Genomic DNA, 26,704 nt, shown 5'->3' with positions numbered 1-26,704 from the left:
CCCGGCTCCCGGGGTGTCGTGCGTCCGGGGGACCGAAACCCTTGACACCCCCGAGTTTCGAGGCACACGATGGACGCACGTTGTCTCGCATTGCGAATCGTGTTGCGTCTTACGCAACCACCGAAGGGATCACCCCATGGCAGAGCTGCCCTCCCACGCACGTGTCGTCGTCATCGGCGCCGGCATCGTCGGCAACAGCCTCGTCTACCACCTGGCCCGGCTCGGCTGGCGCGACATCGTGCAGATCGACAAGGGCCCGCTGCCGAACCCGGGCGGGTCGACGGGGCACGCCTCCAACTTCATCTTCCCGGTGGACCACTCCCGGGAGATCACGGACCTGACCCTGGACAGCGTGCGGCAGTACCAGGAGATGGGCGTCTTCACCGAGTCCGGCGGCTACGAGGTGGCCCGCACGGAGGAGCGGATGGAGGAGCTGCGCCGGCGGATGTCCTCGGCGAAGGCGTGGGGCATCCCGTCGGAGATCGTCACGCCCGAGCAGGTGGCCGAGAAGGTCCCGTTCCTCGACCCCTCGGTGATCGTCGGCGCCTTCTACACCCCGAGCGTCGGCGTGGTCGACTCCCTGCGGGCCGGCACCATCATGCGGGAGCGCGCCCTCGAGCTCGGCGCCCTCCAGGTCGTGCCCACCGTGGAGGTCGAGGGCCTGGACGTCGAGGGTGGCCGGATCCGCCGCGTCCGCACGTCCGGCGGCGACATCGAGGCCGAGACGGTCGTGATCGCGTGCGGCGTGTGGAGCCCCCGCATCGCGGCGATGGCCGGCGCGCACATCCCGCTGACCCCCGCGGTGCACCAGATGATCAGTGTCGGTCCCGTGCCGCAGCTGTCCGGCACGGTCGGTGAGATCTCGTTCCCGATCGTCCGCGACATGGACACGTTCTGCTACGAGCGCCAGCACGGCGGCGACATGGAGGTCGGCTCGTACGCGCACCGCGCGATCCTGCACGATCCCGACGAGATCCCGTCGATCGAGCAGTCCAAGCTGTCGCCCACCGAGATGCCGTTCACGGCCGACGACTTCGATCAGCAGCTCGAGGAGGCCCTGGAGCTGATGCCCGAGGTGCTGGGCAACCCGGACGTCGAGATCCGCTACGCGATCAACGGCCTGCTGTCGCTGACTCCCGACGGCAGCCCCATCCTCGGCGAGACGCCCGAGGTCAAGGGCCTGTGGTCGGCCGCCGCGGTCTGGATCAAGGAGGGCCCGGGCGTCGGCCGTGCGGTCGCCGAGTGGATGACCGACGGCAACCCCGAGATCGACGTCCACCAGTCCGACATCGCGCGGTTCTACCCCCACCAGCAGACCAAGCAGCACGTGGCGGCCCGCACGAGCGAGGGGTTCAACAAGACGTACGGGATCGTGCACCCCTCCGAGCAGTGGCAGAGCGACCGCGGGGCCCGCCTCGCCCCGATGCACGCCCGGCAGCAGGAGCTCGGGGCGATGTTCTTCGAGACGGCCGGCTGGGAGCGTCCGCACTGGTACGCCGCCAACGAGGCACTGCTCGGCGACTACGGCGACGCGGTCATGCCGCGGGCCCACGAGTGGGACGCCCGCTGGTGGTCGCCGATCATCAACGCCGAGCACCTCGCGATGCGCGAGCGCGCCGGTCTGGTCGACCTGTCGGCGTTCTCGATCTTCGACGTCACCGGTCCCGGTGCGCTCGACGCCGTGCAGCGCATCGCGGTCGCCCAGATGGACGTCGCGCCCGGACGCGTCGTCTACACGCCAGTCATCGACGAACGGGGCGGGTACCGCGCCGACCTGACGATCATGCGGCTGGGCGAGTCGCACTTCCGCGTCGTCACCGGCGGCGCGCACGGCAACCTCGACCGCAAGTGGTTCCGCGACCACATGCCGACCGACGGCTCGGCCCAGGTGACCGACCAGACCTCCGCGTTCACCACGATCGGCCTGTGGGGACCGCGGGCGCGCGACATCCTCGGCACGCTCACCGACAGCGACATCGGCCACGACGCGTTCGGCTTCGGGACGTGCCGCAGGATCGAGCTCGGCTCGACCCAGGTCCTGGCGTCCCGCATCTCGTACGTCGGTGAGCTCGGCTGGGAGCTGTACGTGCCCATGGAGAGCGGCGCCCGGCTCTGGGACCTGGTCAGCGAGGCCGGCGGCCCGCACGGCCTCGTCCCGGTCGGCATCGGCGTCTACGGGACGACCGGCCGTATCGAGAAGGGCTACCGCGCGTACGGCGCCGAGCTCGACAGCGAGCGCACGATCATCGAGGCCGGCATGCAACGGCCCAAGGTCAAGGACGCCGACTTCATCGGCCGGGAGGCGTACGTCAAGCAGCGCGGGGAGGACCCGCTCGCGGTCATGTGCACGTTGACCGTCGACGACCACACGTCGGCGAGCGGTGTCCAGCGCTACATGCTCGGCGGCGAGCCGGTCGTGACCCGGGACGGAGAGCCCCTGGTCGACGGCCACGGCCACCGCGCCTACGTCACGTCGGCGGGCTCGGCACCGTCCCTCGGTCAGCACCTGCTGATGGCCTACCTGCCGCCCGAGCAGGCCGTGGTCGGCACGCAGCTGGCGGTCGACTACATGGAGGAGCGTTATCCCGTGACCGTCGGCTCGGCCGACGCGACCGGCCTGTTCGACCCGGCCAACGAGCGGATCAGGGGCTGACATGACCGACGTCCTGGTCTGCATCAAGCGCGTCCCCGAGACCTCGAGCCAGGTGCTGCTGTCCGAGGACGGGATGTCCGTCGACGCCCGTCACGTCGGGCACACCGTCAGCCCGCACGAGGAGGCGGCGGTCGAGATCGCGATCCAGGTCGCCGAGGCGAGCGGTGGGACGGCCACCGTCCTGACCCTCGGCCCCGCCGACGCGGTGGAGCAGCTCCGCGACGCGATCGCGGTCGGGTGCACCCGTGCGATCCACGTGGAGGCCGACTCAGAGTCCTTCGGGCCCGCCGACGTCGCCGCGGCGATCGCCGAGGTCGTCCGGGGCGAGGACTTCGGTCTCGTGCTCGTCGGCAACGACGCCGCCGACAGCGGCGACTTCCAGGTCGGCGTCCGATTGGCGTACGCCCTGGGGCGCCCGGTCGTCACCGGCATCTCCACCCTCAGCCTCGACGGCGACACGCTCACGGCCCGCGGCTCGGGCCCCGACGGCGACGAGATCTACGAGCTGCCGTGCCCCGCCGTCGTCGCGATCCAGGAGGGCGGCGTCGCGCCGCGCTACCCGTCGATCGTGGGCCGCATGAAGGCCAAGAAGCTGCCGATCGAGACGATCTCGACGACGGTCTCCCCCACGACCCGACGCCTCGGGCTGACGTCGCCACCCGAACGGCCGAGCACCGTCGAGGTCCTCGGCGAGGGACCGGAGGCTGCCAAGGCCGTCGTCGACATGCTGGTCAGCATCGGGGTGGTGTCGTCATGATCCTCGTCCTCGTCGAGACCGACCCCCAGGGCGTGACGCTCACGTCCCGCGAGGCGCTCACCTTCGCCCGCACGATGGGCGAGCGGATGGGCGACCCGCAGCTCGAGGCCGTCGCCGTCGGACCACTCCCCGACACAGCCGCCGTGCTGGCCCACCTGGGCGAGCAGGGCGTCACGACCTTGCACCACGCCGACGACGAGCGCCTCGCGGCGTACGGAGCCGCGGCCTGGGCGGCCGCGGTGGTGGACGTCGCGTCGTCCGGAGCGGCCCGGCTCGTCGTCGGGTCGGGCACCCCACGCGGGATGGAGGTCCTGGCGCACGTCGCGACCCGCCTGGACTGCCTGATGGCCGCGAACGTCATCGCCCTGGAGGACACCGACCCGCTCACCGTGTCACGCCAGGTCATGGGTGGCGGGGTGTTCGAGCGCATGCGCCTGGACGGCGAGGTCGCGGTCGTCGCGGTCGCAGGCCACGCGGTCGACCCCGTGCCGGCGGCCGAGAGTCGCACCACCGACGTCCGGACGTACGAGCCGGCCCTGACCGACGCCGACCTGCTGACCCGGGTGGTGCGCACCGAGAAGGCGGCTGGCGAGGACACGTCGGCGCTCACCGGCGCGAAGGTCGTGGTGGGTGCGGGCCGCGGGGCGGGCAGCGCCGACGGGTTCACCGACCTGCTGGAGCTGAAGGACCTGCTCGGGGGCGCGCTCGGGGTGTCCCGTGTCGTGACGAGCCTGGGCTGGCGGCCGCACCACGAGCAGGTGGGCCAGACCGGCAGCCGCATCTCCCCCGACCTCTACGTCGCGTGCGGCATCAGCGGCGCGATCCAGCACTGGGCCGGCTGCCAGAGCGCCAAGACGATCCTCGCGATCAACACCGATCCCGACGCCCCGATGGTCACGCAGGCGCACTACGCGGTGATCGGCGACCTGCACGAGGTCGTGCCGGCGATCAACGAGGAGCTCCGCCGCCGCCGAGGCTGACCGGCCTGCTCAGCCGGGGACGACGACGAACTCGAGCTCACGGCCGTCGAGCAGCCGCTGCACCTGGTCACGGACGATCCGGTCGATGCGGGGCTGCATGGCCGAGGACATGCCACCGACGTGCGGGGAGATCAGGACGCCCGGCACGGTCCACAGGGGGTGGTCCGCCGGCAGCGGCTCGGGATCGGTCACGTCGGCGGCGAACCTGATGCGGCCGCCCTGCCGGACGATCGCGTCGGTGTCGGCCACCTTGCCCCGCGAGACGTTGACGACGATCGCGCCGTCGGGCAGGGCCGACAAGAACGCGTCGTCGACCAGGTGCGTGGTCTGCTCGGTCAGCGGCACCGCCAGCACGACGACGTCGACCGTCGGCAGGAGCGACTCCAGCTCGTCGGTGCCGTGGATGACGCCGCGCTCGTCCTCGCGCCGGTGCGTCGCCACGCGGATGAGCTCGGCGTCGAAGCCGTCGAGGCGCTTCTCCAGCTCCGTGCCGATCCCCCCGTGCCCGAGCAGGAGGATGCGCCGGTCGATCAGGCTGGCGGTGAACCGGCGGTTCCACTGGCCCGCCTCCCGGACGTACCGGTCGATCTCGCGCTGCGACGCCAGCAGCAGCGCGACCGCCAGCTCGGCGGTCGACGCCTCGTGGACCCCCACCGCGTTGCAGTACGTGATGCCCGCCGGCAGCGTGTCGGCGACGCCGTCGTACCCCAGGGCCTGTGACTGGACGACCGACAGCCGCGAGGGGTCGAGGGACTCCAGGCCGGCCGCCGCGACCGTGTACGGGCGGACCGCCAGGTCGACGTGCCGGTCGGGCTGCGGGGACGCGAAGTCCCAGACGGTCAGGTCGACGTCGTGCAGATCGGCGAGGCGGTCGGCCCAGCCGGCGTCGGGGACGGTGACGTGGAGCGTGCGGGATGCCATGACTCGATCATGCAGGGCCGCGCCCGAAGAAGCGACAGGACGTCCGTCCGTCGGCGGCTCACCACAGATTGTCTGACAATCTGGTAGCGTCGCTCCCATGCCCTCGACCGATGCCGCGGTCCGCCCCGACGCGGTCGTCGCAGCCCTGCGCGAGGCGATCCTGCGCCGCGAGCTGGAGCCCGCGTCCGCCGTGACGGAGGCCCACGTCGCCACGACGTACGCCGTCGCCCGCCCCACGGCACGCATCGCGATCGACCGGCTGGTCGCCGACGGCCTCCTGACGCGCGAACCGCACCACGCGGCCCGCGTGCGCCGCCTGGGCCGCGACGACATCGACGACCTGTTCGTGACCCGCGCGGCGATCGAGGCCACCGCTGTCGAGCTGCTGGCCGCGGCCTCGGCGGCCCCCGCGGAGGCGCGCGAGGCCAACCGCGCGCTGCTCGACCTCTCCGCGGACGCGTCGTACGCCGGGCGCGACATCGCCTTCCACCGTGCCCTCGTGCGCGGCACGACCTCGACGCGCCTCCCCCGGTTGCACGACCTGCTCATGGGCGAGATCGAGCTGGGCATCGCCCAGGTCGAGGCCCACGGGCTGCGCTCGGCCGAGGAGGTCGCTGCCGACCACCAGTCGATCCTCGACGCGATCGCCGCCGGCGACGTGGAGTCGGCCGGCCGCCTCGCCCGCGCCCACGTCCTTGCCTCCCGCGACCGCCTGGTCGCCCACTACGACGCCACCCACGAAAGGTGATCCAGATGGTGCAGCGCCAGTTCCCCCGTCCGCACGAGGTCTTCGACCTGCTCAAGTTCAAGAAGCCGGTGCTCAGCCCCAAGCGCCGCCGGCTCGAGGCGGCCCTCACGATCCACGACCTGCGGCGCATCGCCCAGCGCCGCACCCCGAAGGCGGCGTTCGACTACACCGACGGCGCCGCCGAGGGCGAGCTGTCGCTGGCTCGCGCGCGCCAGGCCTTCGAGGACGTCGAGTTCAGCCCGCGCGTGCTGCGCCCCGCGCAGGACGTCGACACGTCCACCACGATCCTCGGCGGACCGTCCCGGCTGCCGTTCGCGATCGCGCCGACCGGCTTCACCCGCCTCATGCAGACCGAGGGTGAGGTCGCCGGCGCGGGCGCGGCAGGCGCCGCCGGCATCCCCTTCACCCTGTCGACGCTCGGCACGACGTCGATCGAGGGCGTGAAGGCCGCGAACCCCCACGGCCGCAACTGGTTCCAGCTGTACGTCATGCGCGACCGGGAGATCTCCTACGAGCTCACCCGCCGCGCCGCCGCCGCCGGGTTCGACACGCTTCAGTTCACCGTCGACACCCCCGTGGCCGGCGCACGCCTGCGCGACAAGCGCAACGGGTTCTCCATCCCGCCGCAGATCTCGCTGCGCACGATCGTGAACGCCGCGGTCCGTCCGTGGTGGTGGTTCGACTTCCTCACCACGCCCAAGCTGGAGTTCGCCTCGCTGAGCTCGACCGGAGGCACCGTCGGCGAGCTGCTGGACTCCGCGATGGACCCCACGATCTCGTACGCCGATCTCGACGTGATCCGGGAGATCTGGCCCGGCAAGATCGTCGTCAAGGGCGTGCAGAACGTCGAGGACGCCAAGCAGCTCGCGACCCAGGGCGTCGACGGCATCATCTTGTCGAACCACGGCGGACGCCAGCTCGACCGCGCGCCCATCCCGTTCCACCTGCTGCCCGAGGTCAAGCGCGAGGTCGGCGCCCACCTCGAGATCGGCGTTGACACGGGCATCATGTCCGGCGCGGACATCGTGGCCGCCGCTGCGCTCGGCGCCGACTTCTCGCTGATCGGCCGTGCCTACCTCTACGGCCTGATGGCCGGTGGCCGCGCCGGCGTCGACCGCACCATCGCGATCCTCGAGGACGAGATCGTCCGCACCATGAAGCTGCTCGGTGCGTCCTCGATCGCCGAGCTCGAGCCTGCCCACGTCACCCAGCTGGAGCGCCTCATCCCCCGCCCCCGCCCCTGACCCCGACCGGCGCAAACAGGACCGCGAGTGGCGCAGAACGAAGGTTTTGGGACGGCGTGTCGTCCACTTCTGCGCCACTCGCGGGCCGGGGTGCGCCGCTCGGGGGTCAGCTGCGGGGGGTGAAGCGGACGAGGTCGTGCGTCGCGGCGATGAGGGCGCGCATGTCCTCGAGGGTGCCGCCGACGGCACCCAGGGCCCGGGCCTGCACCAGGACGTTGCCCAGCGCGGTCGCCTCGACCGGGCCGGCGAGCACCGGACGCCCGCTGCGGTCGGCCGTGGCCTGGCACAACAGATGGTTCAGGGACCCGCCACCGACCACGTGGACGACGCGGATCGTGCGGCCGGAGAGCTTCTCGGCCTGGTCCAGCGCGGCCGCGAACGCCTGCGCGAGGCTCTCCACGATGCTGCGGACCAGGGCGGCCTTCCCGGCGGGAGCACGCACACCGCGCTCGGCGCACCAGTCGGCGATGCGGGTCGGCATGTCGCCCGGCGGCATGAAACGGGGGTCCTGCACGTCGAAGACCGGGACGTCGTCCGTGACGTCGGCGGCCGCACGCAGGATGTCCGGCAGCGCGACGCTGTCGCCCTCGGACTGCCACTGGCGCAGGGTCTCGCTGAGCAGCCAGGTGCCCATGACGTTCGTGAGGAAGCGGGTACGGCCGTCGACGCCGCCCTCGTTCGTGAAGTTGGCCGCGCGGGCGTCCTCGGTCATCACCGGGGCGTCCAGCTCGACGCCCACGAGACCCCAGGTGCCGCAGGAGATGTACGCGGCGTCGTCGGTCTGCATGGGCACGCCGACGACGGCGGACGCGGTGTCGTGCGAGCCGACCACCGTGACGTCCAGGCCGGGGGCGCCGATGCGCTCCCCCACCTCTCGGGTCACGGGGCCCAGCGTGTCGCCCGGGGCGACGAGGTCGGTCAGGATCGCGGGCGAGAGGCCAGCGCGCCCGACGAGGTCGAGGTCCCACGCGCCGGTGCGCGGGTCGAGCAGCCCCGTGGTCGAGGCGTTGGTCAGCTCCGTCGCCGAGCGCCCGGTCAGCCAGTAGCCGACCAGGTCGGGGATCAGGAGCATCCGGTCGGCGTCGGCCACGAGGGGGTCGACGGCGAGCTGGTAGATCGTGTTGAACGGCAGGAACTGCAGGCCGTTACGGGCGTAGAGCTCTGCGGGCGACACGCGGGCGTGGATGCGCTCCACGCCCGCGGTCGTCCGCTCGTCCCGGTAGTGGAACGGCACGCCCAGCATGCGGTCGTCCCGCATGAGGGCGTAGTCGACCGCCCACGAGTCCACCGCCACGCTCCCGAGCCCGTCGGGTGACTGGCTCGCGGCTGTCCACAGTCCGCTGAGAGCATGCCGGTAGAGCTCGAGGGGGTCCCAGTGAAGGCCGCCCTGGAGGGTGACGACCTCATTGGCGAAACGCGCGACGGCGCGCAGCTCGAGGTGCCCCGGCCCCACGTCGCCGACCATGACACGGCCGCTGGAGGCGCCGAGGTCGATGGCGGCGACGGAGACGGGGCTCATGCGGTGTCCTATCGGAGGAACGCGGCGGCGACGCCGGCGTCCACGGGGATGTGCAGACCGGTGGTCTGGGTCAGGTCGGGGCCGACCAGCGCGTACACCGCGTTCGCGACGTGGTCCGGCAGGACCTCGCGCTTGAGCAGCGTGCGCTGGGCGTAGAACGCACCCAGGTCCTTCTCCTCCACGCCGTACACGGCGGCGCGGTTGGCGCCCCAGCCGCTGGAGAAGATGCCCGAGCCCTGCACGACCCCGTCGGGGTTGATGCCGTTGACCCGGACGCCGTGGCCACCGAGCTCGGCGGCCAGCAGGCGCACCTGGTGGGCCTGGTCGGCCTTGGTCGCGGAGTACGCGATGTTGTTGGGCCCGGCGAACACCGAGTTCTTGCTGGAGATGTAGACGATGTCGCCGCCGAGCCCCTGCTCGATGAGCGCCTTCGCCGCGCTGCGCGAGACCAGGAACGAGCCCTTGGCCATCACGTTGTGCTGCAGGTCCCAGTCCGCGACGGTCGTGTCCAGCAGCGACTTGCTCAGCGACAGCCCCGCGTTGTTGACGACGAGGTCGAGTCCGCCGAAGGCCAGCAGCGTCGCGTCGACGGCCGCCTGGACGGCGTCCTCGTCGGACACGTCGGCCTGGACGCCGATCGCGACGTCCGTGCCGCCGATCTCGGCGGCGGCGGCCTGTGCCTTCTCCAGGTCCAGGTCCGCGATCGCGACGACCGCACCCTGCGAGGCGAGCTTCTTGGCGATGGCCTTGCCGATGCCGGACGCGGCACCGGTCACCAGGGCGATCCGGGTCGCGAGGGGCTTCGGCGCCGGCATGCGCTGGAGCTTGGCCTCCTCGAGCGCCCAGTACTCGATGCGGAACTTCTCCGACTCGTCGATGGGCGCGTACGTCGACAGGCCCTCAGCGCCACGCATCACGTTGATCGCGTTGACGTAGAACTCACCGGCGACGCGGGCGGTCTGCTTGTCCTTGCCGAAGCTGAACATGCCGACGCCCGGCACGAGCACGATGAGCGGGTCCGCACCACGGATCGCCGGGCTGTCCGCGACCGCGTTGCGGTCGTAGTACGCCTGGTAGTCCTCGCGGTACGCGACGTGCAGCTCACGCAGGCGGGCGATCGAGTCCTCGACGGACGCGTCGGACGGCAGGTCGAGCACGAGGGGCTTGACCTTGGTGCGCAGGAAGTGGTCCGGGCAGCTGGTGCCGAGGGCGGCCAGGCGCGGGTGCTCCGAGGAGGCCAGGAAGTCCAGGACGACGTCGCTGTCGGCGAAGTGTCCGACCATCGGCTTGTCCTGCGAGGCGATCGACCGGATCGTCGGGACGAGCGCAGCCGCCTTCGCGCGACGCTCGGCCTCGGGCAGCGGCGCGTAGCCGTCCAGCGTGGGACCGAACGGCTCGACCGTGCTGTGCTCGGCGATGTACGCCGCGGCGGTCTCGATGATCCACAGCGAGTTCTTCTCCGCCTCGTCGGACGTGTCGCCCCACGCGGTGATGCCGTGGCCGCCGAGGATGCAGCCGATCGCGTCCGGGTTCTTGGCCTTGATCTCGGCGATGTCGAGCCCGAGCTGGAAGCCGGGACGGCGCCACGGCACCCACACGACCTTCCCGCCGAAGATCGTCGCGGTCAGCTGCTCGCCGTCCGCGGCGGTCGCGATCGCGATGCCGGAGTCGGGGTGCAGGTGGTCGACGTGCGCGGCGTCGACGAGGCCGTGCATCGCGGTGTCGATGGACGGCGCGGCGCCACCCGTGCCGTGCAGGCAGTAGTCGAACGCCGCGACCATCTCGTCCTCGCGCTCGACGCCCGGGTAGACGTCGACGAGCGCGCGCATGCGGTCGAGTCGGAGGACGGCCAGGCCCTGCTCCTTGAGCGTGCCGAGGTCGCCGCCGGATCCCTTGACCCAGAGCAGCTCGACGTCCTCGCCGGTGACGGGGTCGGTCTCGGTGCCCTTCGCGGAGGTGTTGCCTCCCGCGTAGTTGGTGTTCCTCGGATCGCTGCCGAGTCGGTTGGACCGGGCGATCAGCTCTGCTGCTGTGCCGGACGTTGATGTGTTCAGTGTCATGTGAGTGTCCTGTGTCCTAGTTCCAGCTGGCCTGGGTGCCGCCGACGCGCTCGGCCTCGATCTGCTCCTGGTAACCGCTCTCGGCGTACGCCCGCATGGGGTTCGCCGGCAGTCCCTGCTCCTCGCGCCAGGCGGCGAGGTCGGCACGGACGTCGGTGTAGAACGCGTCCATGAAGATCTCGTTCGCGCCCAGCACGTCGCCCTCGTCCTGCGCCTGCTGCAGCGCGGCGTTGTCGAGCATCAGGGCACGAGCGGTCATCTCCTGCACGTTCAGGACCGACCGGATCTGGCCCGGGATCTTCTTCTCGATGTTGTGGCACTGGTCGAGCATGAAGGCGACGTCGCTGTCGGGGCCGTAGCCGCCGCCGCGGACGACCTCAACCATGATGCGGAACAGCTGGAACGGGTCCGCCGCTCCCACGATCAGGTCGTCGTCGGCGTAGAAGCGGCTGTTGAAGTCGAACGATCCGAGCTTCCCGAGGCGCAGGAGCTGCGCGACGATGAACTCGATGTTCGTCCCCGGCGCGTGATGGCCGGTGTCGAGGCAGACGAACGCCTTCTCGCCGAGGGCGGCCACCTGCACGTACGACGTGCCCCAGTCCGGGACGTCGGTGTGGTAGAACGCCGGCTCGAAGAACTTGTACTCCAGCACGAGGCGCTGGTCGTCGCCGATGCGATCGTAGATGGTCGCGAGCGACTCGGCGAGGCGGTCCTGCCGGCCGCGCATGTCGCCCTGGCCCGGGTAGTTGGTCCCCTCGGCGAGCCAGATCTTCAGGTCGCGCGAGCCGGTCTGGTCCATGACGTCGATGCACGCCAGGTGGTGGTCGATCGCCTTCTGGCGGATCCGCTTGTCGGTGTGCGTCAGGGCGCCGAGCTTGTAGTCGTCGTCCTGGAACGTGTTGGAGTTGATCGTGCCCAGGCCGATGCCGAGGTCCTCGGCGTAGCGGCGGAGGGCGCCGAAGTCGTCGACCAGGTCCCACGGGATGTGCAGGGAGACGAGCGGCGCGAGACCGGTGAAGCGGTTGACTGTCGCGGCGTCCGCGATCTTCTCCTCCACCGTGCGCGGGGTGCCGGCCGAGCCGAACACCTTGAACCGCGTGCCGGAGTTGCCGTACGCCCAGGAGGGGACCTCGATGGCCTGTCCTGCGAGCTGCGCGCTGATCGCGCTGAAAGTCGTCATCGTCTGCTTCTCTCGTTCCGCGGCGCCGCTCGGCGCCTGCGCGTTAAATCGATTCAATCACAAGGTCGTGCATCCCGCCAGCAGCGGAAGTCAGGCAGCGGGACCGTCCAGCTGGTCCTCGAGGTGGAAGACCTCCTCGAGCTCCAGGAAGCCCGTGTCGGGGGCTGCGTCGCCCAGGTCGACGAAGAACTCGGCCATCTCGGCCTGCCAGCGTCCGTTGACCTCGGTGCGCGCCATGCCCTCCTGCGCGTCCTGCAACGACGGCGTCTCGAAGTAGCCGATCAGCAGTCCGTCGGGGCGCAGGAAGAGCGAGTAGTTGTGCCAGCCGGTGTCGGCCAGCGCCCGGAGCATGTCGGGCCAGACGGCGGCGTGGCGCTGCTTGTACTCCTCGATCCGGTCGGGCTTGACCTGGAGCTGGAAGCAGACGCGACGCATCGATGTGGCCTTTCGCCGAGGGGGAAGTGAGGGGGTGCCCGGCCGGCGGCACGCAGCTGCCGGCCGGGCGTGGGACATCGACTCAGAAGTCGAAGTCGCCGATGTTGTCCTTGTTGAACTCGAACGGATCGCCCAGGAGGACGGTCGCGTCCTTGCCCACGGTGTAGTCACCGAGCTTGCCGGCGGTGAACTTGTCACCCTCCTTGCCGGTGATGTCGCCGTCGACGAGCGCCTTGGCGGCGAAGGCGGCGAGGTAGCCGAGATCTTCGGGGTTCCAGAGCGCGAACGCGTCCACGGTGCCGTTCTTGACGTACTCACGCATCTGGTTCGGCGTGCCGAGACCGGTGACCTTGACCTTGCCCTTGAAGTCCGAGTCGGACACGTAGCGCGCGGCCGCGGCGACGCCGACGGTCGTGGGCGAGATGATGCCCTTGAGGTTCGGGTACTTCTGCAGCAGCGCCGACGTCTTGTCGAACGACGTCTGGTCGTCGTCGTTGCCGTAGACGGTGTCGACGACCTCGATGTCGGGGTGGTTGGCCGCGAGGTCCTTCTTCATGAGGTCGATCCACGTGTTCTGGTTGGTCGCGTTGGCCGCGGCCGACAGGATCGCGACCTGGCCCTTGTCGCCGATCTGCTCGGCGATCATCTTGACCTGCACCTTGGCGATGCCCTCGGCGCTGGCCTGGTTGATGAACAGGTCGCGGAACTGCGGCTCGACGTCGGAGTCGAACGTGACGACCTTGGTGCCGGCCTCGCGCGCCTCGTCCAGCGCGTCACCGATCGCCTTGGGGTCGTTGGCCGACACGACGAGCGCGTTGACGCCCTGCTGCGCGGCGGTGTTGATGAACGGGACCTGCGCGTCGGGGCTGGCCTCCTGCGGACCGACCTCGGCGAACTTGCCGCCGAACTCCTTGACCGCTGCCTTGCCACCCTTGTCGCTGGTGTCGAAGTACGGGTTGCCCAGGTTCTTGGGCAGGAAGGTCACCGAGACGGACTTGCCGTCGCTGCCGCTGCCGCCGCCGTCGCTGTCGCTGCCGCCGCCACAGGCGGACAGCGCGAGCGCAGCGCTGGCCACGAGTGCCGTCAGGGCGCTGGCCCTCTTCTTGTTGAACTTCATTCGTTCTTCCCTTCGGTGTGAGCTGACGCCAGCTGCTGGCGCTCGTCGGGGCGAGAGCCGCCCCGTTTCTTGATCCCTGTCGTCGCCCGAGTTACCACGGACAGGAAGCTGGTGGACATCACGGAGATCACGAGGAGCAGTCCGATGATGATGTTGATGATGTTGTCCGTGACGTCCTCGAGGCGCAGGGCACTCGAGATGACGCCGATCAGCAGGACGCCCGCGATGACGCCGTGGAGCGCACCGCGTCCGCCGAAGATCGACACACCGCCCAGCAGGACCGCAGCGATGACGCGCAGCTCCATGCCGGTCGCGTTGTCGCCGCGCGCGCTGCCGAACCGCAGCGTGAAGTAGACGCCCGCGAACGCCGAGACGGCGCCGGCCATGACGAACAGCAGGAACTTGGTCCGGGCGACGTTGACGCCCGAGAAGTGGGCGGCCTCGTCGTTCAGTCCGATGTCGAAGACACCGCGGCCGAACGACGTGAAGTGCAGCAGGAGCACGAAGAAGATCGCGAGCACCAGGAACGGGATGATGATGACCGGATAGCTGCTGTCGCCGATGCGCTCCTTGGCCAGGTCCGTCCACTTCTCGGGGAAGTCCGTGACGGCCGTGGTGCCGAGGATGCCGACCGCGAGACCGCGGTAGAGCGCCAGGGTGCCGATCGTGACGGCCAGCGACGGCAGTCCGACGTACGCGACGAGGAAGCCGTTGAACGCCCCGCACAGGATGCCGACCACGATCGCGGCGATCGCCGCGGACGGGATCGACCAGCCGTGCTGGTGCAGGTCGCCGACCAGCACGCTGCTGAGGCCCACCGTGCTCGCGACCGAGAGGTCGATCTCACCGGTGATGATGATCAGCGTCATCGGCAGCGCGATCAGCAGGATCGGCGCGAGGTCGAGCAGCAGGTAGTAGACCGTCAGCGGGCCGTCGAACGCCGGCACCTCGCTGCGGGAGTAGAAGAACACGATCAGCAGCAGGGCGATGACCGCGAACTCGCGGGTCGCGATGACGCGCTGCCACAGCGGCTTGGCGTACGACGCGTAGGTGCGCGTGGCCGTGGTGGCGGGATCTGTGGTGATGGTCATGATGCGTCCCTCGCCTCGATGAGCTTGCGCGACCTGCGGACGGCGAGGAGCCGGTCCAGGACGATCGCGCCGATGATGAGCACGCCGACGACGGCCTGCTGCCAGAAGTCCTGCACCCCGATGATCGGGAGCGCCCGGTTGATCGTGATGAGCAGCCAGGCGCCGATCGCGGCGCCCCAGACCGAGCCGCTGCCGCCGAAGATCGCGACGCCGCCGATGACCGCGGCGCCGACCGCCTGCAGCTCGATGCCGGTACCGGCGTTGGAGGCGACGGTCCCGTAGCGGGCGGCGAACAGCACGCCCGCGAGGCCGGCCAGCGCACCGCAGAGCACGAACGCCCCGGCCACGCGACGGCGGACGTTCAGGCCGTACAGGTGGGCAGCGTCAGGGTCCGAGCCGATCGCGTAGAGCTCACGGCCACCGCGTGTGGTCCGCAGGTAGTAGCCCACGGCGACGAGGACGGCGACCGCGATGATCGTCAGGACGGGGATCGTCAGGAACGAGCGCGTGCCGAGAGAGAGGAATCCCGACGGCATGTCGGAGGCGTTGATGCGGTTGCTGCCGGCCCACTCCAGGACCACGCCGCGGTAGATGTAGAGCGTGCCCAGCGTGATCACGAGGGCGGGCACCTTGCCGAGGGCGACCAGCAGGCCGTTGATCAGTCCGAGCAGCGCACCGACGGCGATGCCGATCGCGAAGACCAGGATCACCGGGATGCCGGGGTTGTCGACGAAGAGCCGGCCCGTCAGGTACGCGGTCAGCGCGAGCGTCGAGCCGACCGAGAGGTCGACGTTGCGGGTGATGATGACGACCGCCTGGCCGACGGCCAGCAGGAGCAGGATCGACGGGGCCAGGAGCAGGTCGCGCCAGCTGTCGCTGCTGAACAGGAAGGTCTTGCGCTGCGTCGTGGCCGCGAGCACCACGAGCACGAGGACCAGCGCGATGGCCGACTCGCGGGACGTGAGCAGCGTGGAGACGAACCGCTGGGCGGACGACTTCCTGCTGGGGGCGACGAGGGTGTCTGTCATGCGGAGGCTCCAGCGTTCGTGGCGGCGGTCATGACGCTCTCGGGCGTCGCGTCAGCGCGGTCGATGTCGGCGGTGATGCGGCCCTCGTTCACGACGAGGACGCGGTCGGCCATGCCCAGCACCTCGGGCAGCTCGGAGGAGATCATGAGGATCGCCATGCCCTGGCCGGCGAGCTCGGAGATCAGGCGGTGGACCTCGGACTTGGTGCCGACGTCGATGCCGCGGGTCGGCTCGTCGATGATCAGCAGCTTGGGGTCGGTCGCGAGCCACTTGGCGATGACGACCTTCTGCTGGTTGCCACCGCTCATCGTCGCGGCGTTCATGCTCAGTGCGTTGGTCTTGACCTCGAGCCGTCCCGACCACGGTCCGGCGGCCCGGTTCTCGGCGGCGCGCGTGATCAGCCCGAGCTTGGCGAGCTTGCCGCGGATGACGGCGGCGACGTTGTGCGCCACGGACGCGTCGACCACGAGGCCCTGCTGGCGTCGGTCCTCGGGGACGAAGCCCATGCCGAGGCGGATCGCGGCGCGCGGGTTGCGGGCCGGCACCTTCGTCCCGCCGAGCACGACCGTGCCGGAGTCGTACGGGTCGACGCCGAAGACCGCGCGGGCGATCTCGCTGCGTCCCGCGCCGACCAGACCGGCCAGCGCGACGATCTCGCCGGAGCGGACCTCGAAGCTGACGTCGTGGAACACGCCGGCACGCTCGAGGTTGCTGACCTGCAGCACCGGGGCGCCGATCGAGGCGGGGGTCTTGGGGAACAGGTCGCTGACCTCACGGCCGACCATCTTGGCGACGATCTGCGCACTGGTCGTCTCGGCGATCGGATCGGTCGAGATGTACTCGCCGTCCCGCATGACCGTGACCATGTCGCACAGCGCGAAGACCTCCTCGAAGCGGTGGGAGATGAACACCAGGGCACGGCCCTCGTCGCGCAGGCTCCGGGCGACCGCGAAGAGACGATCGACCTCGACGCCGCTGAGCGCGGCCGTCGGCTCGTCCATGATCAGGACGCTGGCGTCCAGGGAGATGGCCTTGGCGATCTCGATGATCTGCTGGTCGGCGATGGACAGGCCCTCCGCGAGACGGCGGGGGTCGAGGTTGACGCCGAGGCGCTTGAACAGGCTGCGCGCCTCGGCGTGCATCGCCTTGCGGTCGATACGGCGGCCGGCGCCCAGCGGCTGGCGGCCCATGAAGAGGTTCTCGGTCACCGAGAGGTCCGGGAACAGCGTGGGCTCCTGGTAGATCACGGCGATGCCGGCGTCCTTCGACGCGGCGGTCGACGAGAAGTCGACGCTCTTGCCGTGCAGGAGGAACTCTCCCCCGTCGCGCTGGTAGAGACCCGCGATGATCTTGACCAGGGTCGACTTGCCGGCACCGTTCTCGCCCACGAGGGCATGGATCGAGCCGGAGTGGACCGTCAGGCTGCCCGAGCGCAGTGCCACGACAGGCCCGAAGGACTTGCGCACCTGCTCGAGCTGCAGAGCGACAGGACCGCTCGTGTTCATGTGTTCTCCGTGATCTGTACGCCGACTTTGAATCGTTTTAATCCACGACCCCGAGACTGTATGACGGCTGTCACAAGTTCGTCAACCCTGAACGTTGAATCGTGTTAGCCTCCTCGACATGCCCGTGGCCCAGGTGCGCGATGTCGCTGCTCGCGCCGGCGTCTCCCCCGCCACCGTGTCGAACGCCCTGAACCACCCGTCGAAGGTCTCCCCCGAGACCCTGACCCGCATCCAGGCCGCGATCGACGAGCTCGGCTACGTCCGCAACGACGCCGCTCGGCAGCTGCGCGCCGGGACGAACCGGGCGATCGGCATGATCGTGCTGGACGTCGCGAACCCGTTCTTCACCGACGTCGCCCGCGGCGTCGAGGACGTGCTGCTGGACCAGCAGCGTCCGCTGATCCTCGGCAACAGCGCTCAGCAGCCGTCGCGCGAGACCAACTACCTCGACCTGTTCGAGCAGCAGCGCATGGACGGGGTGCTCATCACGCCCGTGGGCGACGTCCTCGACCGGCTGCGTCGCCTGCGCGACCGGGGCACGAGCGTCGTGCTGGTCGACCGCATGACGCGGGTCAAGGAGTTCTCCTCCGTCGCGCTGGACGACAAGATGGGTGGGCGCATCGCGGTCCAGCACCTCCTCGACACCGGGCGGCGCCGCATCGCCTTCGTCGGCGGGCCGGCCAGCCTGGCCCAGGTCAAGAGCCGGCTGTCGGCCGCACGTCGGGCGGTCGAGCAGCACGGCGGTGCCGAGCTGACCTTCGTCGAGACCGAGACCATGAACGCCGGAGCCGGACGCACGGCGGTCGAGCAGCTCCTCGCCCTGCCGCGGGCACAGCGTCCCGACGCCGTCTTCGCCGCGAACGACCTGGTCGCCCTCGGTGCGCTCCAGGCGCTGACGCTGGCCGGTCTCAGCGTGCCGGACGACATCGCGATCATCGGCTACGACGACATCGACTTCGCCGCGTCAGCCGCGATCCCGCTGTCGTCCGTGCGCCAGCCCGCGCACGAGATGGGTTCCGTCGCCGCCACCACGCTGCTCGGCGTCATCGCCGACCCCGGCAGCTCCACGGTGCAGCACGTGACGCTCAAGCCCCAGCTCGTCGTCCGCCGGTCGACCGGCGGATAGCCGAGCGCTCCCCTGCTTCACGGTGGCACTGCCGTCGCGGCCTGTTCCCGCGCGGCTGCTCACCTCCCCGTGGGCAACCTGCCCGAGGTGAGTGGGTTGACTCACCACTCGGCGGCGGCGTAAGGTCCCGAGTTGACCGACTCACCACCGGGCCGGCACCCAGGCAACGGGAGTGAAGAACATGACCCATCGGTTCGAAGGCAGGTCGGCGCTCGTCCAGGGGGTCGCGCGCCCCCGTCAGGAAGCGAACGCCTCGAAGAGTGCAGCGCGATGACTGCCGTTGCGGTGTTCGGGGCGTCCGGACAGACAGGTCGGCGCGTGGTCGAACGACTCCTCAGGGAGGGGCATGACGTTCTGGCTCTCAGCCGGCAGGACGTACCCGCGCGTCAGCGCCTGCGCAGCGCTCGAGTCGACCTGAGCTCGGCCTCGACGGACCTGCTCAGCAGCGTGCTCGAGCGAGCCGACGCGGTGGTCTTCGCTGCCGGCGGCGATCCTCTTCGCGTCGACCGGGACGGAGCGATCCGGACCATCGAAGCGGCGGAGCGTGCGGGGGTGGGCCGGTACGTGCTGGTCACGGGCATGGGCGTCGGCCGGGATCGTCCTCCCGCGCTGTACGGCGGATTCTGGGACACGTACTTCGGAGCCAAGGAGGACTCGGAGCGCCGCCTTCGCGCATCACCCATGCAGTGGACGATCCTGCAGCCCGGCGAGCTGCTCAACTCACCGGGACGGGGGTGCGTCGAGATCGGGCCCACCGGTTCCTTCCCGATCGGAGCGATATCGCGGGACGACGTGGCCGAGGTCATCACCACGATCCTCTCCCGCGACGGCGCTGCACGGGGCACGTGGGAGATCCTCGAAGGCACTGAACCGATCGCCGACGCCGTGTTGCGCGCCCTGACCGCTGACTAGGCGGGCGCGTTCGGACGAGCGACAGATCTCAGGCGCCCGAGAGGTCGGCGACCATGGCGCGGGCCCCGCGGTCGTGCAGGCCCTGCAGTGCCTCGACGTAGGCGGTGACGAAGCGGTCGTCGTCCCGCACGCCCTCGAACATCGGCAGGGACAGCATCGCGGTCGGGTCGCTCCCCTGCTTCTCGGCCGCGGCGGCGATCTGCTCGCTGCGGACGTCGACGAGCTCGAGGGGACGGCCGTCGTCGTCGACGCCCTCGGCGTACCGTGCCCAGCCGGCGAGGGCCAGGGTCGCCCGGTGGATGTCGCCGCCGGAGGCGAGCTGCGCCCGCACGACAGGAAGCAGGAACTTCGGCAGGCGCTCCGACCCGTCGACGCACTGCCGGGCCAGGGTGTCCGCGATGGACGCGTTGCCGAACCGCTCCATGAGCGACGCCCGGTACTCGGCGAAGTCGACGTCGGGCACGGGCTGCAGGGTGGGCTCGCCCTCGTGCTCCATGTAGCCCTCGATCAGCCGGGAGAAGTCCTCGTCATGGGCGGCGTCGTGGACGTGGGTCAGCCCGGCCAGCGAGCCGAGGTAGCCCATGACCTGGTGGCTCGCGTTCAGCAGCCGCAGCTTCATGAGCTCGTAGGGCCGGACGTCCTCGACCACGCTCACCCCGACGTCCTCGAGCGCCGGCCGGCCAGCGCTGAACTCGTCGCTGATCACCCACTGCAGGTACGGCTCGCAGGTCACCGGGTGCGCGTCGTCGATGCCGAACCGGTCGGCGAGGAACGCGCGGTCCGCGTCGGTCGTCACGGGGGTGATGCGGTCGACCATGCTGTGCGGGAACGCGACGTTCTGCTCGATCCAGTCGGCGAGGACGTCGTCGCGCAGCGCCGCGTATCCCTGGAACGCCCGCCGGGCGACTGATCCGTTGGCCTCGATGTTGTCGCAGGAGACGACGGTGAACGGGTCCAGACCCCGTCGACGACGGCGGTCCAGCGCCTCGACGACGATGCCGAAGACCGTGGCGGGCGTGGCACCCGGCTCGAGATCGGCCGTGACCGCAGCGTTGTCGGCGTCGAAGTCGCCGTCCCCGCCGAGCAGGTTGTAGCCGCCCTCGGTGATCGTCAGCGACACGATGCGCGTGGTCTCGGAGGCCATCTTCTCGATGACCGCCTCGGTGTCGTCCGGGGCGAAGAGATAATCGACGATCGAACCGACGACGCGCGCCTCCGCGCTGCCGTCGGGGTGCCGTTCCACCACGGTGTAGAGGTGGTCCTGCGCGTCGAGCGCCTGCTGCATCTCCCGATCGTGCGGCAGCAGCCCCACCCCGCAGATGCCCCAGTCGGTGACCCCTGTCGCGAGCAACCGGTCGATGTAGACCGCCTGGTGGGAGCGGTGGAAACCGCCGACGCCGACGTGGACGATCCCCGCCGCGACGGCCGTCCGGTCGTACGTCGGTCTCGCCACCTCGGGCGGCAGGTCGGCCAACGACTCGTCGCTGAGCTTCATGCAGTCATCATGGCGCAGCACCCGGGTCGGCGCGAGACGACGAAGGGCCGGGACGGTGTGTCGACACCGTCCCGGCCCCTTCCTGGTCAGACCCGGGTCACTTCACCCGGATCTTCTTGGTGGGTGAGCTGTCGCTGCGGACGGTCGAGGATCCGACGTAGGTGACCTTGACCTTGCGCAGGCCCTTCTTGGTCATCTTCAGCGAGTACGACGCCTTGCCCGCCGACGAGAGCTTCACGCTCTTGACCCGCTTGCCGTTCTGATACACCCGCACGGTGCCGCGCGGCGTCGTGGTCGGCGAGGTGACCTTGATCGACAGCTTGACCTTCTGTCCCTTCTTGACCGTGGACTTCGAATAGCTGACCGACGTGGTCGCCGTGGCCTTGGCGACCTTGTTCGTCCGGTTCGACGTCGCCGACACCGACGCCTTGCCCGACTTGCTGGCCGTGACCTTCACCGAGATCCGGCGACCCACGTCACCCGAGCCCAGCTTGTACGTCGTCCCGGTGCGACCCGTCACGGTCTTGCCGTCACGCAACCACTGCACCTTCAGACCCAGGCCCTTGGTGTTCCACGAACCCGTCGTCGCCTTCAACGTTGCCCCGAACACAGCCGTGCCGGTGACCTGCGGTGCCACGATCGCCTGGATCGTGTCCACGTCCGCCAGGTCGATGACCGTGGAGTGCAGCGCCTCGGAGTTGCCGGCCACATCGGTCGTGAAGTACTCCACCGTGTGGGCCCCGTAACCCTTGACCACCGGCGCCTCATCGCCCAGGACCTTCCAGTCCCCACCATCGACCCGGTACGTCGTGGCAGCCACACCACTGAGACCATCGGCCGCAGTCAGCTTGATCGTCGCGGAGTCCGACCCCGCAACACCGGACCCACGCGTCACCGCCAGCTGCGTCGTCGGCGCGGTGCCATCGATCCACACCGCCACCTTCTTCTCGCCCGTGGAGTTCCCGGCGGCGTCCTTGGCCCGGTACGACACCTCGTGCTTGCCGTCACCAGTCACCGCCACCGGTCCCGCATAGTCCTGCCAACCCGCGGACTCCCCCGTCTGGACCACCAGCGCTCCAGCCCGGTTGTCCACCGCGGTCACCGCGACCGACGCGTCACCACGGAGCCACCCGTTGTCACCAGGCGCAGCGCTGCTGCTGACCGACGCCGACACCAACGGCGCAAGCGTGTCAGCAGGCACCGGAAGCACCCAGCTGTCAGCGATCGACGGATCATAGAAACCACTCGCATCCGCCGGGAACTCGTACTTGATCCGCACCGTCCCGTCATTGGCCAGCACCGCCGGATCATCCACCAGCACCTGGTAGGTCTTGGTGCCGATTCCCTCCTCGGCTCGTGGGAGCTCGTACGTCGTCACGAGGGTGTCGTCGACGTAGATGTTGTACTTCTTCGTCTTGGCGCCGTCGAAGGTCTCACGGTTTCGCAGCAGGAACGGCTGCCCGGGAGTGACCCGGTACTCCGCCGAGTAGTACGACCCTGGGTAGTTGCGATCGGCATACCTGCGGGTGAGACCGGCCTCGCTGTTGCGTCCGCTGCGCTCGTGCGCCTGCACCGCGTGGTCCGTCTCGGAAGGCGCATCGCCAAAGTCGACGTAGTCCAAGATCTCCTGGGTCGGCGGAGCGGGCAATGCGATGTTCAGCTTCGAGTCCGCTGAGGCCAGCGTCACTCCCTGGTCGACCATGGCGACGGTCAGCGGCACGTCGCCGCCGACGACGCCGAGACCCACGTTGACCGGGACGGTCACCTCTCGGCTCGCACCGGCGGGGATCGTCACGATGTCCGAGGTGGGCGGCGGCGTCCAGCCCTCGGGCAGGGTCACTGCGACCTGGCCGGAGACGGGCACGTCACCGTTGTTCCGGACGGTGGCCCGGACCGCCACGCGCTCCTCTGAACCGTCCGCGGGACTCTGCGACGTCACGTCGGTGATCTCGACGCCGGAGTCGATCGAGATCCAGGGGGTGGTGTCGGTGAGCACGAACGTTCCGTACGCAGTGTCGAACGTCAACGACACCGACGCGTCATACGCGCCCGGCTTCTGCCGCTTCGGCACGGTGACCGTGAACGGCAGCTGCACGTCCTCGCCGGCGTCGAGCGAGGGGTGCGTGACTGCGTCGGGCTGCTGCTTCCAACCGCGCACGGCGACCTCCGCTCGGAGGCCGGCGATGCGAGTTCCTCCGTTGTTGGCGACCTCGACGGTCCCGGAGACGGTGCGACCCGGGCGACCGGCCGCGGCGACCGGCGGGATGACGACCGTGACGCCGAGGCTGGCTGCCACGCCCTTTGCGAACAGCGACTCGATGGCTTCGAGACGGTCGTTCAGATCCCCCTTCACAGGACCGTCGACAGACGACGACTGGGCGAGCGTGGCCTTGAGCTCGCGGATCTGCTGGAGACCTGCGGCCAGCTGCTGAGCGACCTTCTGCCGGTCACCAGCACCGTCGGCAGCCGAAGCTGCCTTCACGCGGTCCGCAGCCGCCGCCAGCCGGTCGCCCACCTGCGCCCGGTCTGCTGCTGCGAGGTCGCCGTCGGCCTGCAGGTCGCTCGCATGACGGTCGGTCTTCTCGATCTCGGCGAGGATGTCGCCCAGACGGGCGCGCTCGGCGCTGACGGCGAAGCGGTACGACCCCGACCCGGCCGTGAACGTGGCCACGCCGTCCTTGAACGAGACGTCGCTGATGCCGTCTGCGTCGGTCAGCAGGGAGCTGCCCTCAGTCACAGCGAGGAGGTTGCCGGCCGGGATGCTGACCCGCGACGTCGTGTTGACCGGAACCTGGATGTCGACCGAGAGGTCGTCGCCCTCGGCCTTCCAGGTCGACGAGATCGTGCCGTAGACCGAGTCCAGCTCACCATGACCGCTGGTCAGCCCGCCGCCCACGACCGGCGCGATCCGCGACGTCTTGTAGCCCGGCTCGAGCGGCGAGATGCCGGCGATGTTCTGGTACATCCAGTTGCCGACAGCGCCGTAGGCGTAGTGGTTGAACGACGTCATGTTCGGGTCGTTGAAGCTGCCGTCGGGCAAGATCGCGTCCCAGCGCTCCCACATCGTGGTCGCCCCCTTGGCGATCTGGTACCCCCAGGACGGGAAGTCCTCGTTGAGCAGCACGGTGTAGGCCAGGTCGTCACGGCCGATGCTCGACAGCGCCGGCAGCAGGAGGGGCGTGCCCAGGAAGCCGGTCGAGAGGTGGTTTCCCTTGCTCTTGAGCTTGGCCACGAACTTCTCCCCCACCTTCTCGCGCTGGGCGGGGTCGGTGACCAGGTTCAGTCCCAGCGCCATCGCGTAGGCCGTCTGGCTGTTGCTGGACACGGTGCCGTCCGCAGCGACCAGCTGATCGGCGAAGGCCCGGCGAATGTCGTCCGACAGTTCCGCGAGCTCCGCTGCGTCCCCGTCCTCTCCGAGGGCAGCGGCGATCTCCGAGAGCATCCGGGCGTCCTCGGCGTAGTAGGCGGTGCTGAGCACCGACTGCGACGTCCCGTCGTTGAGGTTCAGCCAGTCGCCGTACTGCTCGCGGGACGCGGTGACCAGTTTGCCGTCCGCCGCCTTCCGCACGTAGCTGAAGAACTTCTTCATGGCCGGGTAGTTCTCGCGGAGGATGTCCTTGTCACCTCGGGCGGTCCACACCGCGTACGGCACGGTGATCATCGCGTCCTCCCAGCCGGTCCCGCTGCCGACGCCCTGGGTCGGGAACGTCGGAGCAGCACCGGGCGTGCTGCCGTCGGCGCGCTGGGTGTCGCGCAGGTCCTGCATCCACTTGCGCAGGAACGGACGGGTGTCGCTGAGATAGCTCGCAGTCGGGGCGAAGACGTTGATGTCACCGCTCCAACCGAGTCGCTCGTCGCGCGCGGGCGTGTCAGTGGGGATGGACAGGAAGTTGCCCCGCTGTCCCCACGTGATGTTGCTCTGCAGCTGGTTCAGCATCGAGTTGGACGATGTGAACGTCCCGGTGGCCGGCAGGTCGGAGGCGAAGACCTGGCCGGTCACGTCGTCCAGGCCCGGTGCCGTCGTGGCTCCCGAGACCTCCACGTAACGGAATCCGTGGAACGTGAAGCTCGGTTCGTAGACGACCGTCCCGGTGGTCTTGAACGTGTAGTGGTCGGTGGCCGTGGCCGTCTTCAGGTTCGCGGTGTACAGGGTGCCGTCGGGGTTCACCACCTCACCGTGGCGCAGCGTGACGGTCTGTCCGGCCACACCCTGGATGCGGACCCGGGCGACGCCGACCATGTTCTGGCCGAGGTCGTAGACATACGTGTCGCCGCCGGAGTGGCTTCGGGACTTGGCGGGGAGCTCGGCGACCGTGCGTACCGGCTGGTCGAGCTGGGGGACGATCTTGCTGGTCGTCGAGGCCAGGACGGCCGCTGGGCTCCAGCCTGAGTCGTCGAAGCCCGGCTGGTCGTAGCCCGGCTGCTCGCGGCGGGCGTCGTAGGACTCGCCCTTGAGGTTGTCGGCCGCGACGTACGGCCCGGTGTGCGTGGTCCACGTGTCGTCGGTCTTGACGATCTGCGAGGAGCCGTCGGTGTAGTCGATGCGCAGCTGTCCGAGGAAGGCGAGATCGGTGCCGTAGAAGCCGGGCGTGAGATTGGCGTTGTGCCCCGCGTACCAGCCGTCACCCAGCGTCACGCCGATCCCGTTGGCACCGTTGTTGACCTGATCAGTGACGTCGTACGTCTGCGACTGGATCCGGATGTTGTAGTCGGTGTCGCCCGGTGCCAGGTGCTCGTCACCCACCTTTTCGCCGTTCAGCTGCACCTCGTAGACGCCCCGCGCGGATGCGTACAAGCGGGCGCGCTCGATGGTCTTGCCGGTCTGCGCGGCGAACTCCCTCCGCAGGAGGGGCTTGGGGAGCACGGGGACGTGCAGCGTGTCGGTACCGCCGCCGATCTTCAGCGCCCCGTCCTTGATCGTCCCGGCACCGAAGGGGTTGGCGCCATCGGAGAAGTCGGTGTCGAGCAGGCGGTCACCGGTTGCCGAGGTCACGGTGACGCGATGGACGGTGCCCTGCTCGTTGGCAGCCTGGTCGGTCCGGAAGCCCACGAATCCCTGCGTGAAGGTGGAGTCCCTCCGCTGATCGATCTGCTCACCGTCGAGCAGTGTGGTGATCTGGTCGCCGTCCACCTTGAACGTCAGCTTGTGCTTGCCGGTCCTGAGCTGCTGGGCCGTCAACGTCGTGATCGGCACACTGTCGAGCACGGAGTAGCCACCACCGACCTTCTTGTGAGGACGCAGCTTGGGCACCGTGGTGCCGTCGGAGGTGCTGATCTGCCACATGTAGCCGTTGTTGGTGTCCTTGGCGCGCAGGTAGACGCCGAACGCCAGGTTGTCGAGGGTGAAGTCGAGCTCGGTGGTGTAGTCCTTCCACGAGTCGATGGCCTGTCCGGCCTCGCCGACCCAGTCGCCCTTCCACTCGTCGGCGTCCGCAATACCGGTCTCGAACCAGCTCGGGGCGCTCCACTCGCTCTCGTGCCCCTCGCTGTCCCAGACCTTGACCTGCCAGTAGTAGCGGGTCTGGGACGCGAGCTCGTCACCCGCGTACCGCACGTCGGCCTGCTCGGACGACTCGACCTTGCCGGTCGACCAGGCGTCGCCCCCGCCCTCGGTGGTGCCGACCCTGATCGCGTACGCGCTCTGGACGACGCCGCGGCCGGTCGAGCTGGACTGCCAGCCCAGGACCGGATCGCTGGTGCCGATGCCCATCGGGGTCGACCGGGCATTCGCCTGGAGCCGCCCCACGGAGATCTGCGCGCCCTCCTCCGCCTGAGCGGCGGGCGTCGTGGTCACGAGCAGACCGGCCGCCAGCAGGCCGGACGTGAGCACCGAGACGAGGCGGCGGGTGGGCGAGCTGGTGCGCATGATGGATTCCATTTCGTGACGGTGGGAGTGCGAGGCAAGGAGGCCCCGCTCCCATGAATGGGGCGGG

18 protein-coding genes are annotated in these 26,704 nt (G+C 69.8%); 7 read left to right on the top strand and 11 right to left on the bottom strand.

What is annotated here, in order from left to right:
* Positions 1 to 136 precede the first annotated feature (136 nt).
* From C3E78_RS04110 to C3E78_RS04100, 3 genes are read left to right on the top strand one after another with little or no spacing between them, the layout of a single operon-like run.
* The gene (locus C3E78_RS04110) at positions 137 to 2,653 is read left to right on the top strand and encodes a GcvT family protein (protein WP_108577115.1); all 2,517 of its coding nucleotides are present in this window, start codon (positions 137 to 139) and stop codon (positions 2,651 to 2,653) included.
* A 1-nt stretch (position 2,654) separates the two neighbouring features.
* The gene (locus C3E78_RS04105) at positions 2,655 to 3,410 is read left to right on the top strand and encodes an electron transfer flavoprotein subunit beta/FixA family protein (RefSeq protein ID WP_108577114.1); all 756 of its coding nucleotides are present in this window, start codon (positions 2,655 to 2,657) and stop codon (positions 3,408 to 3,410) included.
* Entirely contained in the window at positions 3,407 to 4,390 is a 984-nt protein-coding gene (locus C3E78_RS04100; RefSeq protein WP_108577113.1) for an electron transfer flavoprotein subunit alpha/FixB family protein, read from the top strand. The genes C3E78_RS04105 and C3E78_RS04100 overlap by 4 nt, the downstream gene beginning before the upstream one ends.
* A gap of 9 nt (positions 4,391 to 4,399) precedes the next feature.
* Here C3E78_RS04100 and C3E78_RS04095 read toward each other — a convergent pair whose 3' ends face one another.
* The gene (locus C3E78_RS04095; protein WP_108577112.1) at positions 4,400 to 5,311 is read right to left on the bottom strand and encodes an NAD(P)-dependent oxidoreductase; all 912 of its coding nucleotides are present in this window, start codon (positions 5,309 to 5,311) and stop codon (positions 4,400 to 4,402) included.
* Positions 5,312 to 5,408: 97 nt separating this feature from the next.
* On the opposite strand from C3E78_RS04095, the gene C3E78_RS04090 reads away from it, so the two are divergent.
* The gene (locus C3E78_RS04090) at positions 5,409 to 6,059 is read left to right on the top strand and encodes a GntR family transcriptional regulator (RefSeq protein ID WP_108577111.1); all 651 of its coding nucleotides are present in this window, start codon (positions 5,409 to 5,411) and stop codon (positions 6,057 to 6,059) included.
* A gap of 5 nt (positions 6,060 to 6,064) precedes the next feature.
* Positions 6,065 to 7,303 (top strand): alpha-hydroxy acid oxidase, encoded by a 1,239-nt coding sequence (locus tag C3E78_RS04085; protein ID WP_108580739.1) that lies wholly within the window; start codon positions 6,065 to 6,067, stop codon positions 7,301 to 7,303.
* A gap of 106 nt (positions 7,304 to 7,409) precedes the next feature.
* On the opposite strand, the gene C3E78_RS04080 is transcribed toward C3E78_RS04085, so the two are convergent.
* The 8 genes from C3E78_RS04080 to C3E78_RS04045 form a co-directional block, all read right to left on the bottom strand.
* Entirely contained in the window at positions 7,410 to 8,822 is a 1,413-nt protein-coding gene (locus C3E78_RS04080) for a rhamnulokinase (RefSeq protein ID WP_108577110.1), read from the bottom strand.
* A gap of 8 nt (positions 8,823 to 8,830) precedes the next feature.
* Positions 8,831 to 10,882 carry a bifunctional aldolase/short-chain dehydrogenase gene (locus tag C3E78_RS04075; RefSeq protein ID WP_108577109.1) on the bottom strand — a complete coding sequence of 684 codons (2,052 nt, stop codon included), beginning with the start codon at positions 10,880 to 10,882 and terminating at the stop codon, positions 8,831 to 8,833.
* A gap of 16 nt (positions 10,883 to 10,898) precedes the next feature.
* Positions 10,899 to 12,062 carry an L-rhamnose isomerase gene (rhaI, locus tag C3E78_RS04070; RefSeq protein WP_108577108.1) on the bottom strand — a complete coding sequence of 388 codons (1,164 nt, stop codon included), beginning with the start codon at positions 12,060 to 12,062 and terminating at the stop codon, positions 10,899 to 10,901.
* Between the two features lie 90 nt (positions 12,063 to 12,152).
* On the bottom strand, positions 12,153 to 12,497 hold the full coding sequence (locus C3E78_RS04065) for an L-rhamnose mutarotase (RefSeq protein ID WP_108577107.1): 345 nt from the start codon (positions 12,495 to 12,497) through the stop codon (positions 12,153 to 12,155).
* A gap of 82 nt (positions 12,498 to 12,579) precedes the next feature.
* On the bottom strand, positions 12,580 to 13,614 hold the full coding sequence (gene rhaS, locus C3E78_RS04060; RefSeq protein WP_108577106.1) for a rhamnose ABC transporter substrate-binding protein: 1,035 nt from the start codon (positions 13,612 to 13,614) through the stop codon (positions 12,580 to 12,582).
* On the bottom strand, positions 13,611 to 14,705 hold the full coding sequence (locus C3E78_RS04055; protein WP_108577105.1) for an ABC transporter permease: 1,095 nt from the start codon (positions 14,703 to 14,705) through the stop codon (positions 13,611 to 13,613). Before C3E78_RS04055 ends, rhaS begins: the two co-directional genes overlap by 4 nt.
* A complete protein-coding gene (locus C3E78_RS04050) occupies positions 14,702 to 15,733 on the bottom strand; it encodes an ABC transporter permease (protein WP_108577104.1) in 1,032 nt (343 codons plus the stop codon). The genes C3E78_RS04055 and C3E78_RS04050 overlap by 4 nt, the downstream gene beginning before the upstream one ends.
* Entirely contained in the window at positions 15,730 to 17,238 is a 1,509-nt protein-coding gene (locus C3E78_RS04045; RefSeq protein WP_108577103.1) for a sugar ABC transporter ATP-binding protein, read from the bottom strand. The genes C3E78_RS04050 and C3E78_RS04045 overlap by 4 nt, the downstream gene beginning before the upstream one ends.
* A gap of 118 nt (positions 17,239 to 17,356) precedes the next feature.
* Between C3E78_RS04045 and C3E78_RS04040 the strand changes: the two genes are divergently transcribed.
* Both C3E78_RS04040 and C3E78_RS04035 read left to right on the top strand, forming a co-directional pair.
* Positions 17,357 to 18,364, top strand: coding sequence for a LacI family DNA-binding transcriptional regulator (locus tag C3E78_RS04040; RefSeq protein WP_168217237.1), 1,008 nt, complete (start codon positions 17,357 to 17,359; stop codon positions 18,362 to 18,364).
* 270 nt (positions 18,365 to 18,634) lie between these two features.
* On the top strand, positions 18,635 to 19,276 hold the full coding sequence (locus C3E78_RS04035) for an SDR family oxidoreductase (protein WP_108577102.1): 642 nt from the start codon (positions 18,635 to 18,637) through the stop codon (positions 19,274 to 19,276).
* 28 nt (positions 19,277 to 19,304) lie between these two features.
* On the opposite strand, the gene C3E78_RS04030 is transcribed toward C3E78_RS04035, so the two are convergent.
* Positions 19,305 to 20,771 (bottom strand): mannitol dehydrogenase family protein, encoded by a 1,467-nt coding sequence (locus C3E78_RS04030; RefSeq protein ID WP_108577101.1) that lies wholly within the window; start codon positions 20,769 to 20,771, stop codon positions 19,305 to 19,307.
* A gap of 97 nt (positions 20,772 to 20,868) precedes the next feature.
* Positions 20,869 to 26,649: a family 78 glycoside hydrolase catalytic domain gene (locus C3E78_RS04025; protein WP_108577100.1), complete on the bottom strand. Its 5,781-nt coding sequence runs from the start codon at positions 26,647 to 26,649 to the stop codon at positions 20,869 to 20,871.
* Positions 26,650 to 26,704: the final 55 nt, after the last annotated feature.

The sequence above is a fragment of the Aeromicrobium chenweiae genome (genome assembly GCF_003065605.1).
Classification (GTDB): domain Bacteria; phylum Actinomycetota; class Actinomycetes; order Propionibacteriales; family Nocardioidaceae; genus Aeromicrobium; species Aeromicrobium chenweiae.
The sequence above is the reverse complement of the archived record's forward strand: the minus strand, read 5'-3'. Positions and strand labels throughout refer to the sequence as shown.

What these genes read in the sequence shown, in the direction of transcription:
- rhaS (WP_108577106.1), bottom strand. Translation starts at nt 13,614, where the DNA reads ATGAAGTTCAACAAGAAGAGGGCCAGCGCCCTGACGGCACTCGTGGCC.
- C3E78_RS04085 (WP_108580739.1), top strand. Translation starts at nt 6,065, where the DNA reads ATGGTGCAGCGCCAGTTCCCCCGTCCGCACGAGGTCTTCGACCTGCTC.
- C3E78_RS04105 (WP_108577114.1), top strand. Translation starts at nt 2,655, where the DNA reads ATGACCGACGTCCTGGTCTGCATCAAGCGCGTCCCCGAGACCTCGAGC.
- C3E78_RS04050 (WP_108577104.1), bottom strand. Translation starts at nt 15,733, where the DNA reads ATGACAGACACCCTCGTCGCCCCCAGCAGGAAGTCGTCCGCCCAGCGG.
- C3E78_RS04035 (WP_108577102.1), top strand. Translation starts at nt 18,635, where the DNA reads ATGACTGCCGTTGCGGTGTTCGGGGCGTCCGGACAGACAGGTCGGCGC.
- C3E78_RS04110 (WP_108577115.1), top strand. Translation starts at nt 137, where the DNA reads ATGGCAGAGCTGCCCTCCCACGCACGTGTCGTCGTCATCGGCGCCGGC.
- rhaI (WP_108577108.1), bottom strand. Translation starts at nt 12,062, where the DNA reads ATGACGACTTTCAGCGCGATCAGCGCGCAGCTCGCAGGACAGGCCATC.
- C3E78_RS04090 (WP_108577111.1), top strand. Translation starts at nt 5,409, where the DNA reads ATGCCCTCGACCGATGCCGCGGTCCGCCCCGACGCGGTCGTCGCAGCC.
- C3E78_RS04045 (WP_108577103.1), bottom strand. Translation starts at nt 17,238, where the DNA reads ATGAACACGAGCGGTCCTGTCGCTCTGCAGCTCGAGCAGGTGCGCAAG.
- C3E78_RS04100 (WP_108577113.1), top strand. Translation starts at nt 3,407, where the DNA reads ATGATCCTCGTCCTCGTCGAGACCGACCCCCAGGGCGTGACGCTCACG.
- C3E78_RS04040 (WP_168217237.1), top strand. Translation starts at nt 17,357, where the DNA reads ATGCCCGTGGCCCAGGTGCGCGATGTCGCTGCTCGCGCCGGCGTCTCC.
- C3E78_RS04055 (WP_108577105.1), bottom strand. Translation starts at nt 14,705, where the DNA reads ATGACCATCACCACAGATCCCGCCACCACGGCCACGCGCACCTACGCG.
- C3E78_RS04030 (WP_108577101.1), bottom strand. Translation starts at nt 20,771, where the DNA reads ATGAAGCTCAGCGACGAGTCGTTGGCCGACCTGCCGCCCGAGGTGGCG.
- C3E78_RS04025 (WP_108577100.1), bottom strand. Translation starts at nt 26,649, where the DNA reads ATGGAATCCATCATGCGCACCAGCTCGCCCACCCGCCGCCTCGTCTCG.
- C3E78_RS04095 (WP_108577112.1), bottom strand. Translation starts at nt 5,311, where the DNA reads ATGGCATCCCGCACGCTCCACGTCACCGTCCCCGACGCCGGCTGGGCC.
- C3E78_RS04065 (WP_108577107.1), bottom strand. Translation starts at nt 12,497, where the DNA reads ATGCGTCGCGTCTGCTTCCAGCTCCAGGTCAAGCCCGACCGGATCGAG.
- C3E78_RS04075 (WP_108577109.1), bottom strand. Translation starts at nt 10,882, where the DNA reads ATGACACTGAACACATCAACGTCCGGCACAGCAGCAGAGCTGATCGCC.
- C3E78_RS04080 (WP_108577110.1), bottom strand. Translation starts at nt 8,822, where the DNA reads ATGAGCCCCGTCTCCGTCGCCGCCATCGACCTCGGCGCCTCCAGCGGC.